Source organism: Pseudomonas sp. FW507-12TSA (genome assembly GCF_058781435.1).
In genome coordinates, this window is sequence record NZ_JBYSWT010000030.1 from 81,047 (window position 1) to 96,200 (window position 15,154).

Below are 15,154 nucleotides of genomic sequence, written 5' to 3' on the forward strand. Positions count from 1 at the left end.
GATCCGAACAACAATAAAAGGTGCAGCCATGCCCGCGATCCGAATTGGCATCAACCCGATTTCCTGGAGCAATGACGACCTGCCGTCCCTGGGGGGCGAGACGCCCCTGGACACGGCGCTGGCCGAAGGCAAGGCCATCGGCTACGAGGGCTTCGAGCTCAACGGCAAGTTCCCCAGGGATGCCCAGGGGGTGGCCGAGGTGCTGCGGCCCTACGAGCTGGCGCTGGTTTCCGGCTGGTACAGCGGCCAGCTGGCGCGGCGCTCGGTGGCCGAGGAGATCGAAGCCATCGCCGCCCACGTGCAGTTGCTGGCGCACAATGGCGCCACGGTGCTGGTCTATGGCGAGGTGGCCGACTCGATCCAGGGCCAACCCATCGCCCTGGTGGAGCGCCCGCGCTTTCACGCCGAACAGGCCTGGCAGGAATATGCCGACAAGCTCACCGAGCTGGCCCGTTTCACCCTCTCCCAGGGCGTGCGCCTGGCCTATCACCACCATATGGGCGCCTACGTCGAATCGCCGCAGGACATCGACCAACTGATGCGCCGCAGCGGCCCCGAGGTGGGCCTGCTGTTCGACTCCGGGCATTGCTACATGGGCGGTGGCGAGCCCCTGGAAGTGTTGCGCCGGCATGTCGGGCGGGTCTGCCATGTGCATTTCAAGGATGTGCGCAAGCCGGTGGTGCAGTTGGCGCGCAACCAGCTCTGGAGTTTTCCCGACTGTATCGTCAACGGCACCTTTACCGTGCCCGGTGATGGCGACCTGGATTTTGCCGCGTTGCTGCAGGTGTTGCTGGGCGCTGGTTACCAGGGCTGGCTGGTGGTGGAGGCCGAGCAGGACCCGGCGGTGGCCCCCAGCGAGGTCTATGCCCGCAAAGGCTATGACACCCTGCGCGCCTTGCTGGCCAGTGCCGGGCACGGGAGGGCTGCTCGATGAGCCTGCTGGTCAAGGGCACGAGCGCGGGCCAGGAGCTGGTGCGACTTGAGGAAGGCCGTTTGCAGTACGTGGGTTTCGCCGCCTACCGCCTGGGCCCGGACGAAAGCCTGCCGGTCAGTGCCGGTGAACGCGAGCTATGCCTGGTGTTGCTGGCCGGGCATGTGCGGGTCGAGGGCGAGGCACCGGGGCATGGTGCGTTCCGTTGGGAGGGGATCGGCGAGCGCCAATCGGTGTTCGAGGACCTGGCGCCGTTCGCCGTCTACCTGCCGCCGGGCTGCCAGGCCCGGATCACCGCGCTGGACCCGGTGCAGCTGGCGGTCTGCGCAGCCCCCGGTTGCCGCGAGGCCGGGCTGGCGCCGCGGCTGATCCGCCCGCAGCAGTGCGCGCGCAGCGTACGGGGCAAGGGCGCCAATACCCGTTATGTCTGCGACATCCTGCCGGCCAGCGAGCCTGCGCATTCGCTGCTGGTGGTGGAGGTGCGCACGCCATCCGGGCATTCCTCCAGCTACCCGCCCCACAAGCACGATACCGACGACCTGCCGCACCAGAGCTTTCTCGAAGAGACCTACTACCACCAGGTCGACCCGCCCCAGGGCTTCGTGTTCCAGCGGGTGTACACCGACGATCGACGACTGGACGAAGCCATGGCCGTGGAGCACCACGACCTGGTGGTGGTCCCCGAGGGCTATCACCCGGTGTGCGTGCCGTACGGCTACCAGTCCTACTACCTGAATGTCATGGCCGGGCCGAAACGCGCCTGGCAATTCCACAACGATCCGCAGCACAGCTGGCTGCTCGATCTCTGAGAGCGCCACGCCATAGGGAGAGTCAGCCACATGCCCCGGCCCTTGCGTTTTGCCTTGAACCGGATGGTCGCGCCGAGCTTGTCGCTGGTGGAATTCCTCGACCTGGCGCTGGAGTTGCGGATCGATGCCATCGAGTTGCGCAACGACCTGCCGGGCGTGGAAATCACCGATGGCACGCCGCCGGAGCGGGTTCGCGAGCTGTGCGCGAGCCGTGGCGTGCGGGTGCTGTCGATCAATGCGCTGTACCCCTTCGATGTCTGGAACCCGGAGCGCGAGCGGCAACTGCGGCAATTGGCCGAGTATGCCGTGGCCTGCGGTGCCAGGGGGTTGGTGCTGTGTCCGCTGAATGAGGCCGGGGACCCGCGCGATGCCGCGCAGCGGGCATTGGCGCTGCGCAGTGCCCTCGAGGGAATCGCCCCGGTACTGCGCCGGCATGGCCTGTACGGCTTCATCGAGCCCCTGGGTTTTCAGGAGAGCGCCTTGCGCAGCAAGCGCCTGGCGCTGGAGGCGGTCCGCGATACCGCCAGCCTGGATGTCCTGCGCCTGCTGCACGACACCTTCCATCACCGCCTGGCTGGAGAGCAGGAGCTGTTCGCCGAACTGACCGGCCTGGTGCATATCTCTGGGGTCGAGGATGCGCAGGCGCCCCTGGGCCTGTTGCGCGATGGCCATCGGGTGCTGGTGGGCGCGGCGGATCGGCTCGGCAACGTGGCGCAACTCAAGGCGCTGTTGCACCAGGGCTACACCGGCTACCTGTCGTTCGAGCCTTTCGCCGCCTGCGTCCATGGCCTGGTGGATGTCCGCCAGGCCCTGGGCGCCAGCATCGACCATCTGCGCCGGGCCCTGGAATGAGTGCCCGGCGCGACGTCCCTATACCTTGCAAGGAGCTGAAATGAGCACGCTACGCCTGACCATGGCCCAGGCCCTGGTGAAGTTCCTCGACAACCAGTACGTCGAGGTGGATGGACAACAGAGCCGCTTCGTCGCCGGAGTCTTCACCATCTTCGGCCACGGCAACGTGCTGGGCATCGGCCAGGCCCTGCAGCAGGACCCGGGTGGCCTGCAGGTGCATCAGGGGCGCAACGAGCAGGGCATGGCCCACGCGGCCATCGGTTTCGCCAAGCAGCGCCTGCGTCGGCAGGTCTATGCCTGTACCGCCTCGGTGGGGCCTGGTGCGGCGAACATGCTGACCGCGGCCGCCACCGCCACGGCCAATCGCATCCCCTTGCTGCTGTTGCCCGGCGATGTGTTCGCCAGCCGCCAGCCGGACCCGGTGTTGCAGCAGATCGAGCAGTTCCATGACCTGGGCATCAGCACCAACGATGCCTTCAAGGCCGTGAGCAAGTACTGGGACCGGATCAACCGTCCGGAACAATTGATGAGTGCCGCATTGCAGGCCATGCGGGTGCTGACCGACCCGGCGGAAACTGGCGCGGTGACCCTGGCGCTGCCCCAGGACGTACAGGCCGAGGCCTACGACTATCCCGAGGCGTTCTTCGCCCGCCGGGTCCACCGTATCGATCGGCGCCTGCCCACCGCGGCCATGCTGGCCGATGCCACGGCGCTGCTGCTGGGCAAGCGCCGGCCGCTGATCATCTGCGGTGGCGGGGTCAAGTACTCCGCCGCCGGCGAGGCGCTGCAGGCGTTCGCCGAGCGTTTCGCGATTCCCGTGGCCGAGACCCAGGCGGGCAAGAGCGCGCTGCTCTCGAGCCATCCGCTGAACGTCGGCGGCATTGGCGAGACCGGCTGCCTGGCGGCCAACCTGTTGGCCCGGGAGGCCGACCTGATCATCGGCGTGGGGACGCGCTACAGCGATTTCACCACGTCCTCGAAATGGCTGTTCCAGCATCCGCAGGTGCAGTTCCTCAATCTCAACGTCAACCCCGGCGACGCCCTGAAGCTCGATGGCGTGCAACTGTTGGCCGATGCCCGCGCCGGCTTGCAGGGCCTGTCGCAGGTCCTGGTGGAGCGTGACTATCGCGCCGGCTGGGGCGAGCAGGTGGCGACGGCCAAGGCGCAGCTGGCGGCCGAGGTGCAGCGCCTGCATGGCGTGCAGTATTCGGCGCAGGCCTTCGTGCCCGAGGTCGACGACTCACTGGACCCGGCGGTGCTGCGCGAGTTCATCGAGCTCACCGGCTCCTGCCTGACCCAGAGCCAGGTCCTGGGCGTGCTCAACCAGGTGCTGGACGAAGACGCGGTGATCGTCGCCGCCGCCGGCAGCCTGCCCGGCGACTTGCAGCGCAGCTGGGCCAGCAAGGGGCTCAACAGCTACCACGTGGAGTACGGCTATTCGTGCATGGGCTACGAGGTCGGCGCGGCCCTGGGGGTCAAGCTCGCCGAGCCTGGGCGCGAGGTCTATGCGCTGCTGGGGGACGGCTCCTACCTGATGCTGCATTCGGAGCTGGTCACCTCGCTCCAGGAGCGGCGCAAGATCAACCTGGTATTGCTGGACAACATGGCCTTCGGTTGCATCAACAACCTGCAACTGGGCCAGGGCCAGGACAGCTTCGCCACTGAATTTCGCTATCGCGACCCGCTCACGGGCCGGCTCGACGGCGGCCTGATCCCGGTGGACTACGCCATGAGCGCCGCGGCCTACGGTTGCAAGACCTACCGGGTCACCAGCCTCGAGCAGTTGCAGGCGGCCCTGGCGGATGCCCGCCGGCAGACGGTCTCGACCCTGATCGACATCAAGGTCCTGCCCAAGACCATGCTCCATGGCTACCAGTCCTGGTGGCATGTGGGGGTGGCCCAAGTCTCTGACAGCGAGCGGGTTGCCGCCGCGTCCCGGGCCATTGCCGCCGAACTGGCCAGGGCTCGCCAGTATTGATCCTTTGCCACGAACAACCACAGGAGTACATCCATGTCTTTGCAGCTAGGCGTTATCGGGACCGGGGCCATCGGCCAGGATCACATCCGGCGTTGCAGCCAGACCCTGCAGGGCAGCCGGGTCGTGGCCGTGACCGACATCGATCGGCAACAGGCGGCGCGGGTGGTCGACGACCTGCAATTGCAGGCTGAAGTCCATGCAGACGGCCATGCCTTGATCCGCTCGCCGCAGGTGCAGGCGGTGCTGGTCACGTCCTGGGGCCCCAGCCACGAGGAGTTCGTGCTGGCGGCCATCGCCGCCGGCAAGCCGGTGTTCTGCGAGAAACCCCTGGCGGTGACCGCCGAAGGCTGCCGGCGCATCGTCGAGGCCGAGCTGGCCCACGGCAAGCGCCTGGTCCAGGTGGGCTTCATGCGCCCTTATGACGCTGGCTACCAGGCGCTGAAGGCCGTGGTCGACAGCGGTCGGATCGGCACGCCGCTGATGCTGCACTGCGCCCACCGCAATCCGCGGGTAGGGCCGAACTACAAGACCGACATGGCCATTACCGACACCCTGATCCACGAACTGGACGTGCTGCGCTGGTTGCTGGACGACGACTACGTCTCGGTGCAGGTGCTGTTCCCCCGGGTTTCGAGCAAGGCCCATGGGCAACTGCGCGACCCGCAGATCGTCCTGCTGGAGACCGCCCGTGGGGTGCGGATCGATGTGGAGATTTTCGTCAACTGCCAATACGGCTACGACATCCAGTGCGAGGTGGTGGGCGAGAGCGGTATCGCGCGCCTGCCCGAGCCGCCCCAGGTGCAACTGCGCAGCGCCGCCAACCTGTCCAGCGCCATCCTCATGGACTGGAAGGAGCGCTTCATCGCCGCCTATGACGTCGAGCTGCAAGCCTTCATCGATGCCGTGGCGGCAGGGCAGGTGGGAGGCCCCTCGGCCTGGGACGGCCTGGCGGCGGCGGTGGCTGCCGACGCTTGCATCCAGGCCCAGCAGGGCGGGGCCATCGTGCCGGTGCACTTGCCGCCGCGCCCCGCATTCTATGGCTGAGAGGCCCGGGCCAGGGCCCTGGGCAGGCCCTTGAATGGGGATTGAATAGCGTCTGCAACAAAATTCTAAAATGAGTTGATATAGAAAATATTTTCCAATAGAGTCATTTCCAGGTTGCCGACTACCCAGGCTGCCGGGGTCCTCAGGTTTTGCCTGGTGCCCTGGACAGCCATCCAACAAAAACAACACAGGTGCCGTCGATGAAGATCCCTCGCTCTGCCACGCCATTGCCCTCCCGGGCAGGTGCAATTCCTTCTTGCGAGATGCCTCGCACTCCCTGGTCCTCCCGCTTGCTGTCGCTGCTGGGTTGCCTGTGTGTCGAACACCAAGGTTCGCTGCTGGGCTGCATGCCCGGCGCCCCGGTCCTGTATTCACGCGCCTGAGCCGCGGCGGTGCCCGAGCCGCCAACCGACAACAACGTGGAGAGCACCCTTGATGAATATCCAGACCCGAGTGGTTTCCCTGGCCCTGGCCTTGCTGCTGTCCAGCGGCGTGGCCCAGGCCCAGGTGCGGATCGGCGTGAGCATGTCGCAGTTCGACGACACCTGGCTGACCTACTTGCGCGAGTCCATGGACCAGAAGGCCAAGTCCATGCCCGAGGGCGTGCAGTTGCAGTTCGAGGACGCCCGCAGCGACGTGGTCAAGCAGTTGAGCCAGGTCGAAAGCTTCGTCAGCCAGAAGGTCGACGCCATCGTGGTCAACCCGGTGGATACCGCCGCCACTCGCAAGATCACCGAGGCGGCGGTCAAGGCCGGGATCCCGCTGGTCTACGTCAACCGTCGCCCGGATGACCTGGCCCTGCCCAAGGGGGTGGTCACCGTGGCCTCCGACGACCTGGAGGCCGGGCGGATGCAGATGCAGTACCTGGCGGACAAGATGGGTGGCAAGGGCAGCGTGGTGATCCTGCTGGGGGACCTGGCCAACAACTCCACGGCCAATCGCACCAAGGGCGTCAAGGAGGTGCTGGCCAAGTACCCGGGCATCCGGATCGACCAGGAGCAGACCGGGGTCTGGCTGCGCGACCGCGGCATGACCCTGGTCAATGACTGGCTGACCCAGGGCCGCGAGTTCAACGCCGTGGTGGCCAACAACGACGAGATGGCCATCGGCGCCGCCATGGCCTTGAACCAGGCCGGGGTGGAACGCGGCAGCGTGCTGATCGCCGGGGTCGACGGTACCCCCGACGGGCTGCGCGCGGTGCAGCGCGGCGAGCTGGCGATGTCGGTATTCCAGGACGCCAAGGGCCAGGCCGAAGGTTCGGTGGAGACCGCGATGAAGATGATCAAGCAGCAGCCGGTGGAGGCTGCGGTGTGGATCCCGTATCGGTTGATCACCCCGGACAACGTCGCCCAGTTCAAGTAGCCGGGCCTCATTCACCGAGCAAGCCGACCGGGTGCCCTGGGTGCCTGGCGGCGGGAGTAACTGAGCATGAACGCCTGTGCGTCCGTTTCGAATCCGGCCGGGATCACCCCCGTCATCGAGCCTTACCTGCTGGAGGTGATCAATGTCAGCAAGGGCTTTCCCGGGGTGGTGGCCCTGTCCGAGGTGCAGCTGCGGGTGCGTCCCGGCACCGTGCTGGCGTTGATGGGGGAGAACGGCGCCGGCAAGTCGACCCTGATGAAGATCATCGCCGGGATCTACCAGCCCGATGCCGGCGAGTTGCGCCTCAAGGGCCGGCCAGTGAGCTTCGCCTCGCCACTAGCGGCCCTGGAGGCGGGGATCGCGATGATCCACCAGGAGCTCAACCTGATGCCGCACATGAGCGTTGCCGAGAACATCTGGATCGGCCGCGAGCCGCTGGGCCGGCTGGGCCTGGTCGATCATCGGGCGATGCATCGCGCCACCGCCGCGCTGTTGGCGCGCCTGCGCATCGAGCTCGATCCCCAGGAGCAGGTGGGCCACCTGAGCATCGCCGAGCGGCAGATGGTGGAGATCGCCAAGGCGGTGTCCTATGACTCCGATGTGCTGATCATGGATGAGCCGACTTCGGCCATTACCGACAAGGAGGTGGCGCATCTGTTCTCGATCATCGCCGACCTCAAGGCCCAGGGTAAGGGCATCATCTACATCACCCACAAGATGAACGAAGTGTTCGCCATCGCCGATGAGGTGGCGGTGTTTCGCGATGGCACCTACATCGGCCTGCAACGGGCCGAGAACCTGGACGGCGACAGCCTGATCTCGATGATGGTCGGGCGCGAGTTGAGCCAGCTGTTTCCCACGCGTGACCAGCCCATCGGCGAGCGCTTGCTGCAGGTGTGCGACCTGCGCCTGGACGGGGTGTTCGAGGGGGTGTCGTTCGACCTGCATGCCGGCGAGATCCTCGGTATCGCCGGGCTGATGGGCTCGGGGCGGACCAACGTGGCCGAGACCCTGTTCGGCATCACCCCGGCCGATGGCGGGCAGATCATCCTCGATGGCCAGGTGTTGCGCATTGGCGAGCCCCACGTGGCCATCAGCCAGGGCCTGGCGCTGCTCACCGAAGATCGCAAGCTCAGTGGTTTGTTCCCCTGCCTCTCGGTGCTGGAGAACATGGAAGTGGCGGTGCTCAAGCACTATGCCGGGGCGGGTTTCGTCAAGCACAAGGCCCTGCGCGCGCTGTGCGAGGACATGTGTCGCCAGTTGCGGGTCAAGACCCCGTCGCTGGAGCAGTGCATCGACACCCTGTCTGGCGGCAACCAGCAAAAGGCCCTGTTGGCCCGCTGGCTGATGACCCGGCCACGGATCCTGATCCTCGACGAGCCGACCCGAGGCATCGATGTCGGGGCCAAGGCCGAGATCTATCGCCTGATCGCCACACTCGCCGGCGAAGGCATGGCGGTGCTGATGATCTCCTCGGAGCTGCCCGAGGTCCTGGGCATGAGCGACCGGGTGCTGGTCATGCACGAGGGGCAACTGATGGGCACCCTGGACCGCAGCGAAGCGAGCCAGGAGCGGGTGATGCAGCTGGCCTCGGGCCTGGCCCTGGAACACTAGCGGCGACACACGACATTCAACCTGGGCCGGCCGCCTGCAATGGCGCCGCCCCTGATCAAGGTGGACGGTGATGAACGCAATACTGGAAAACAAACCGGCCCTGGCACCGGCCAAGAGCCGTCGGCGCCTGCCGACCGAACTGAGTATCTTCCTGGTGCTGATCGGCATCGCCCTGGTGTTCGAGCTGTCCGGCTGGGTGGTCCGCGAGCAGAGCTTCTTGCTCAATTCCCAGCGCCTGGTGCTGATGATCCTCCAGGTCTCGGTCATTGGCCTGCTGGCCATCGGCGTGACCCAGGTGATCATCACCACCGGCATCGACCTGTCCTCGGGCTCGGTGCTGGCCTTGTCGGCGATGATCGCCGCCAGCCTGGCGCAGACTTCCGACTTCAGCCGCGCGGTGTTCCCCGGGTTGACCGATCTGCCGGTATGGATCCCGGTACTGGCGGGGCTGGGAGTCGGCCTGCTGGCGGGGGCGATCAACGGCAGCATCATCGCCCTCAGTGGCATCCCGCCCTTTATCGCCACCCTGGGAATGATGGTCTCGGCCCGTGGCCTGGCGCGCTACTACACCCAGGGCCAGCCGGTGAGCATGCTGTCCGATTCCTACACTGCCATTGGCCATGGGGCGATGCCTGTGGTGATCTTCCTGGTGGTGGCGGTGATTTTCCATGTCGCCCTGCGCTACACCCGTTATGGCAAGTACACCTACGCCATCGGCGGCAACATGCAGGCGGCACGCACGTCGGGGATCAACGTCAAGCGCCACCTGGTGATCGTCTACAGCATCGCCGGGTTGCTGGCCGGGTTGGCCGGGGTGGTGGCCTCGGCGCGGGCCGCCACCGGGCAGGCGGGGATGGGCATGTCCTACGAACTGGATGCCATCGCCGCTGCAGTGATCGGCGGCACCAGCCTGGCCGGAGGCGTGGGACGCATCACCGGCACGGTGATCGGCGCGCTGATCCTGGGGGTGATGGCCAGCGGTTTCACTTTCGTCGGTATCGATGCCTACATCCAGGACATCATCAAGGGGTTGATCATCGTGGTGGCGGTGGTCATCGACCAGTACCGCAACAAACGCAAGCTCAAACGCTGATGTCGATGCCTGGAGGCGGACGGGCAGGGCGGTAATCTGTCGCAAAAATGGCCAAATCCGCTGTCCGGTACTGCCGTTTGTCTTCTAAAAGACCTGCGCGCATGGAATTTTTTGTTATAAAAGCACTCCGATCACCAGCCCCAAAGCCCGCAATTGCGGGCTTTGTGCGGTTTGTCGGACAGATTCGCTGTCATTTCAGTTGCTGAGCCCTCAAACCGGCCTTAGACTGCCGCCCCTCGTAAATTGAGTGCCGGGTGGCGCTTGGAAGGTATGGCGCCTTTCTGATGACCTTGAAGGTCAACCGGAAACAGTTTGAATTCGCCTTAATGCACGTATTTTTTATAGAGAAATCAATGACCAAGGAAAAGTTGCTGGCCATGCCGGCGGATGACTACATGAATGCCGAGCAACACGCTTTTTTCACTGAGCTGTTGCAAGCCATGAAGGTGGAAACCCACGAGCGCATCGAGCAGAACCGGATCGCCATTGAAAGCCTGGATACCCCGGCTGACCCGGCCGACGCCGCTTCCGTCGAAGAAGAGCGCACCTGGTTGGTCAATGCCATCGATCGCGACCAGCGCATGTTGCCGCAGCTGGAGCAGGCCCTGGGCCGGATCAGTGACGACAGCTTCGGCTGGTGCGACGACAGCGGCGAGCCGATCGGCCTCAAGCGCCTGCTGATCAGTCCTACCACCAAGTACTGCATCGAAGCCCAAGAGCGTCACGAGCAGATCGACAAGCACCAGCGCCAGGCCTGACAGCCGCTGCAAGTGTTTCAAGTGCATTGATGCCTTCAGGGGCGCAGCCTAGCCGGCGCTGCGTCCCTGGAGTGCAAACCCCTCGCTACAATTGCCTTCCCTTCGGGAGCCGCGCCACGGCCACCGTTCCCTTGATCTGTTGCAATACCCATCCCGCCAGAGCCTGAATAATGCCCCGCACGCGCTTCTTGCCGCTTGAGGCTGCAAGCTTGCCGCTGTGCCTGTTCCGACTAAGGGACCATGGATCATGGCGTTATAGTGGCGTTTAATGCGGCAAAACAATTAGAACGATATGGGGTGAGCAACATGTCAAGAGATGGATCTCTCGCGGTGCCTGTGGCGCAGGCGCTGGCAACTCCCGAACCTGCCCGTTGGTGGGCTCCGGCGCTACAGAGTGCGGCCCTGATGGCGCTGTTGGCCGGCCAGGCCCTGGGCGACTGGCCGCTGTACCTGTGCCTGCCGCTGGCGGTGGTGGTGATCTGGTTGCCCCGGCTGCGTAGCCGCAAGGTGACGGGGGCGGTGCTGGCGGCCAGCGATGGCGAAATGTCGGCGCTGACCCGCGATCTGTCCTACAGCACTTCCCACAATGCATTGTCCGCCGCTGGCGTGGCCTATTCGGTAACCCGCTTGGCCGACAAGCTGCAATCCCAGCTGGATGCAGCGGTGCGTATCGTCGGCAACGCCGAGGTGATGATCAAGACCGAGCAGGTCACCTCGCAGCTCAGCCGCCAAGCGCTGGGAGCCGCCAGCGAAGCCCATGCCAGCAGTGCCGAAGGGCGCACGGTGCTGGGCGAGTCCATCAACCGCATGCACCTTCTGAGCCAGCGCGCCAACGACAGCCGTGAGTCGATCGAGGCCCTCAGCCAGCGCAGCGAGGAGATCCAGCGCGTGGCCCTGGTGATCCAGTCCATTGCCAGCCAGACCAACCTGCTGGCCCTCAATGCCGCCATCGAGGCGGCCCGGGCCGGCGAGCATGGCCGCGGTTTCGCCGTGGTCGCCGACGAGGTGCGCGGACTGGCCGGGCGCACGGCGGTGGCCACCGATGAGGTCGGGGTGATGGTGGCCGATATCCAGCAGCGCACCGGTGATGTAGTGGAACAGATCCGCCAGTTGTCCGATGACCTGAATCTTGGGGTCGAGCAGGTGGAGCATACCGGTCGCCACCTGGACAACATCGCCCGCCTGGCGGCCGGGGTCGAGGAGCAGGTCAGCGAGATCGCCCGGGGCGCCGAGACCAATCGCGAACAGTTGGATAGCCTGTTCCACGCGGTGGAGCAGATGCGCAGCGACCTGGCGGTCAGTGACCAGCAGACCCGCAGCCTTGCCGAGGCGGCGGTGCAAATGGAAGGGCAGGCGGAAACCATCAGCGAGCGCCTGGCCGCGGTGGGCCTGGATGAATATCACCAGCGCATCTACGACCTGGCCCGCGAAGGCGCGCGACGCATCGCCGAGCAGTTCGAGGCCGACCTCGCGGCCCAGCGCATCAGCCTCGACGAGCTGTTCGACCGCAATTACCAGTTGATTCCCAACACCGAGCCAAGCAGGTATCACACCCGCTTCGATCGCTATACCGACCAGGTGCTGCCAGCGATCCAGGAGTCCTTGCTGCCACGCCATGACGGCCTGGTGTTCGCCATCGCCTGTACCCAGGAAGGCTACGTGCCGACCCATAACCAGGCGTTTTCCCAACCCTTGACCGGCGATCCCCAGGTGGACAACCTGCACAACCGCAGCAAGCGCAAGTTCGCCGATCGCACCGGTATTCGCTGCGGCAGCCATCAGCAGCCGCTGTTGTTGCAGACCTACACCCGTGATACCGGCGAGCTGATGCACGATCTTTCGGTGCCGATCATGGTCCAGGGACGCCACTGGGGCGGCCTGCGCCTGGGCTACAAACCCGAGCAGGCGCCATCCCGACGGACCTGATGGCGAGCGGCGATTGTTACCGTTGGCGTAATGCTGATGTGCAATAACCGGCTGTTGTCCAGAGACGGAAATCATTTAGCATGCCTATATCGTTAGGTTGCTAACTATTTCCGCGGGGATAGCCATGTACAAGGTCGATGTAGCGGTGATGATAGGCAGCGGCGTGCCCGGCTCGTTGCAAGCACTGGGGCGCAAGGTGTGCTGGGTGGTGCTGGTCAATGGCGAACAACGGGGTACCGCGTTCGCCAGTCGCGCCGACGCCGAGGAATGCCAGCTGGCCTGGCAGGAGCAACTGGCAGGGCTTGCCCCCGACCGGGAGCGTTTCAAGCACTCGGCCTAGGCCGGCTCCACTGGCTCAAGGGGCCAGCGCGCCCTGGTCGATCGCTTGCTTGAGGGCCCTGGCTTGTTCCCGGGCTGCTGCCGCGGCTTCCTCCGAGGTCTTGAACCAGCGGTCGCGTTCCACCTGGTAGAAGTGGAACCGGCTCTTGGGCACCTTGGTGCGCAGGGCGATCACGGCCTGGTATTCGCCCCTGACTTCCCGGCACTGGCCGCGGATGAAGAATTCGCCAATATCCAGCTCTTTCATTTCCTCTCTGCTCCTTTGGCTCGTTGAGTCTCGGGTGCCCACGGAGTCTGGCCGGTGGACCCGGCGTCGAGTATTGCGTGGATGGGCAAACCGGATCCTGAGTCAGATCAGCTTGTAAGTATTTTCCTAAAGAGCTGTGCTCAAGTATAGGCAGCAGTCATGCCACGACAGGAGTGAGGCGGCGCACTGGAATGACGCCAGCCGGTAACATGCCTGGGATAACGTTACCGGTTGGAGTGCGGTACTGGTCTTTGCTTGACTGGTGCAAAGGGTGATGGACCTGCGCTTTGCATAGTCGAAGTACACAAAGTTGCTCTAGAATTGCCCCTAGCCGCCCGAAGTGGCTGCCGATTTCGGGAATTGACCAGGGTGTTTGCGGCCAGCAGGCCTGTTCCAGCACTCGTTCCCTACTGCGCGGCGCCACGTTTTTCGGGTTCAGAGCCTATTCTCCAGCCTTCGACATGTGCCTATGCAATGGTGGAATCTCCCCTTGCCCAGTGTCCATGGCCGCCGGAGTAGCAGGTCCAACTGAATGAACTTCTGGTTGAGTGATTGGAGTGAGTACGCCGTCATGGCGTTTTTTTGTGCTGCCCGTTTTTTTAAGGACAGCATCATTTTGAGTATCGGGGAGCCTTTCCTTGGCAGTAAGTAATCTTGAAATGCACGCGTTGTTTGTCTTGGGTGATTTGCGCGCAAAGCTGGTCAAGCAGTTTCAATCTCGTTTTGTCTATGTCACCGAACAATCCGCCGAAGGCATCTACATCGCCGAACTCGATACCGAGACGGCCATGGTGGTGGACGACAAGCCCCGCCTGGAACTGAAAGTGGGAGATCATTTTCGCGCTGCGGTATTGCCCAGCCGCGAAGGCGGCAAGATGGAAATCCGCTTTCGCGAGATCAAGCTGACGGTCTATGGCCTGGGCGACTACGCCTTCGTCGCCAGCCCCCTGGGGCAGGGGATAGTGTTCAGGGAAGGGCAATCGGTGGTGATGGTTTTCGCCGCCAACGAGCAGTTGCAGGAAGGCCTGACCAAGACCCTCAAGGCCATATCCGCCAAGGCCGCCAAGTGGCGCAAGGGCGAACTGATCAGCTTCAAGGCCAGCGAGTGACGAGCCAGAGCCGCGCCGAATTCCACCAGCAGCATCTGGCCGCTGCGCGTAGCGAGGCCCAGCGCCTGTTCGCACAGAAGCCCGTCCTGCAAGGTGCCTGGTTGAGCTGGGTGGCCGCGCAGATCTACAACCTGCGGCCAGCGGCCTACGCCAGCATGGTGCGCCGCGAATTGCAGTGCCTGCAGGAGCCGCCGGACTCCTGATGCCATCCGTGGGTGCTTGAAAACACGGAACCTCTACTACAGTCAGTTGACTTAATGCTTCAGGGGCCTTGCGCTGGTGCGTCGCTGTCCCTCTTGCCCAGGACTCGACCTAGAGAGGTGCTTGCCATGAACGGATTACGTGCGCTGCTGGCCAGCAGCCTGTTGACCCTTGCTGCTCTTGGCGCGGCGCCAGCGGCGACTGCGGCGCCGCAGCCGATCCATTTCGCCGACCTGAACTGGGAGAGCGGCAGCCTGATCACCGAGATCCTGCGCACGGTGGTCGAGGGCGGCTATGGCCTGCCCACCGATACCTTGCCCGGCACCACCATCACCCTGGAAACCGCCCTGGCCAACAACGACATCCAGGTCATCGGCGAGGAGTGGGCAGGGCGCAGCCCGGTATGGGTCAAGGCCGAGGCCGAGGGCAAGGTGGTGGCGCTGGGGGACACGGTCAAGGGCGCCACCGAGGGGTGGTGGGTTCCCGAATACGTGATCAAGGGCGATCCGCAGCGGGGCATCAAGCCCCTGGCCCCCGAGCTGCGTAGCGTCTCCGATCTCAAGCGCTACAAGGAAGTGTTCAAGGACCCGGAAAGCCCCGACAAGGGACGCTTTCTCAACAGCCCCATCGGCTGGACTTCGGAGATCGTCAACAAGCAGAAGCTCAAGGCCTATGGCCTGCAGGACAGCTACGTGAACTTTCGTAGCGGCTCCGGAGCGGCCCTGGACGCCGAGATCAGCTCGTCGATCCGGCGTGGCAAGCCGGTGCTGTTCTACTACTGGTCGCCAACGCCGTTGCTGGGGCGTTTCAAGCTGGTCCAGTTGCAGGAGCCGCCCTTCGATGCCCAGGCCTGGAAGACCCTGACCGATCCCGCCGAGCCCAACCCCCGTC

Annotated in this window: 15 protein-coding genes; 14 read left to right on the forward strand and 1 reads right to left on the reverse strand. The window is 64.7% G+C overall.

What is annotated here, in order from left to right:
* The first annotated feature begins 28 nt into the window (after positions 1-28).
* From iolE to AC3WK8_RS24930, 11 genes are all read left to right on the forward strand, one after another.
* On the forward strand, positions 29-934 hold the full coding sequence (gene iolE, locus AC3WK8_RS24880) for a myo-inosose-2 dehydratase (RefSeq protein WP_053130668.1): 906 nt from the start codon (positions 29-31) through the stop codon (positions 932-934).
* Entirely contained in the window at positions 931-1,740 is an 810-nt protein-coding gene (iolB, locus tag AC3WK8_RS24885; RefSeq protein WP_085599924.1) for a 5-deoxy-glucuronate isomerase, read from the forward strand. The genes iolE and iolB overlap by 4 nt, the downstream gene beginning before the upstream one ends.
* 30 nt (positions 1,741-1,770) lie before the next feature.
* Entirely contained in the window at positions 1,771-2,592 is an 822-nt protein-coding gene (locus AC3WK8_RS24890) for a TIM barrel protein (RefSeq protein WP_103326103.1), read from the forward strand.
* A gap of 40 nt (positions 2,593-2,632) precedes the next feature.
* Positions 2,633-4,570: a 3D-(3,5/4)-trihydroxycyclohexane-1,2-dione acylhydrolase (decyclizing) gene (gene iolD, locus AC3WK8_RS24895; RefSeq protein WP_085599928.1), complete on the forward strand. Its 1,938-nt coding sequence runs from the start codon at positions 2,633-2,635 to the stop codon at positions 4,568-4,570.
* Between the two features lie 33 nt (positions 4,571-4,603).
* Positions 4,604-5,614: a bifunctional inositol 2-dehydrogenase/D-chiro-inositol 1-dehydrogenase gene (iolG, locus tag AC3WK8_RS24900; RefSeq protein ID WP_103326104.1), complete on the forward strand. Its 1,011-nt coding sequence runs from the start codon at positions 4,604-4,606 to the stop codon at positions 5,612-5,614.
* Between the two features lie 435 nt (positions 5,615-6,049).
* Entirely contained in the window at positions 6,050-6,976 is a 927-nt protein-coding gene (locus tag AC3WK8_RS24905) for a sugar ABC transporter substrate-binding protein (protein ID WP_103326106.1), read from the forward strand.
* Between the two features lie 66 nt (positions 6,977-7,042).
* On the forward strand, positions 7,043-8,590 hold the full coding sequence (locus AC3WK8_RS24910) for a sugar ABC transporter ATP-binding protein (RefSeq protein ID WP_103326107.1): 1,548 nt from the start codon (positions 7,043-7,045) through the stop codon (positions 8,588-8,590).
* A gap of 70 nt (positions 8,591-8,660) precedes the next feature.
* The gene (locus AC3WK8_RS24915; protein WP_178088055.1) at positions 8,661-9,683 is read left to right on the forward strand and encodes an ABC transporter permease; all 1,023 of its coding nucleotides are present in this window, start codon (positions 8,661-8,663) and stop codon (positions 9,681-9,683) included.
* 353 nt (positions 9,684-10,036) lie between these two features.
* Positions 10,037-10,441 carry a TraR/DksA family transcriptional regulator gene (locus tag AC3WK8_RS24920; RefSeq protein WP_022643977.1) on the forward strand — a complete coding sequence of 135 codons (405 nt, stop codon included), beginning with the start codon at positions 10,037-10,039 and terminating at the stop codon, positions 10,439-10,441.
* Between the two features lie 690 nt (positions 10,442-11,131).
* A complete protein-coding gene (locus AC3WK8_RS24925; RefSeq protein ID WP_371857928.1) occupies positions 11,132-12,367 on the forward strand; it encodes a methyl-accepting chemotaxis protein in 1,236 nt (411 codons plus the stop codon).
* A gap of 124 nt (positions 12,368-12,491) precedes the next feature.
* Entirely contained in the window at positions 12,492-12,707 is a 216-nt protein-coding gene (locus tag AC3WK8_RS24930; RefSeq protein WP_085599938.1) for a hypothetical protein, read from the forward strand.
* A gap of 15 nt (positions 12,708-12,722) precedes the next feature.
* On the opposite strand, the gene AC3WK8_RS24935 is transcribed toward AC3WK8_RS24930, so the two are convergent.
* Positions 12,723-12,953: a hypothetical protein gene (locus AC3WK8_RS24935; protein WP_022643981.1), complete on the reverse strand. Its 231-nt coding sequence runs from the start codon at positions 12,951-12,953 to the stop codon at positions 12,723-12,725.
* Positions 12,954-13,591: 638 nt separating this feature from the next.
* On the opposite strand from AC3WK8_RS24935, the gene AC3WK8_RS24940 reads away from it, so the two are divergent.
* The 3 genes from AC3WK8_RS24940 to AC3WK8_RS24950 form a co-directional block, all read left to right on the forward strand.
* On the forward strand, positions 13,592-14,062 hold the full coding sequence (locus AC3WK8_RS24940; RefSeq protein WP_083456875.1) for a hypothetical protein: 471 nt from the start codon (positions 13,592-13,594) through the stop codon (positions 14,060-14,062).
* Positions 14,059-14,265, forward strand: a complete 207-nt coding sequence (locus tag AC3WK8_RS24945) for a hypothetical protein (protein ID WP_022643983.1) — start codon at positions 14,059-14,061, stop codon at positions 14,263-14,265. The genes AC3WK8_RS24940 and AC3WK8_RS24945 overlap by 4 nt, the downstream gene beginning before the upstream one ends.
* Before the next feature lie 126 nt (positions 14,266-14,391).
* Positions 14,392-15,154, forward strand: a 763-nt coding sequence (locus AC3WK8_RS24950; protein WP_103326109.1) for a glycine betaine ABC transporter substrate-binding protein, incomplete at its 3' end; no start/stop codon positions are given.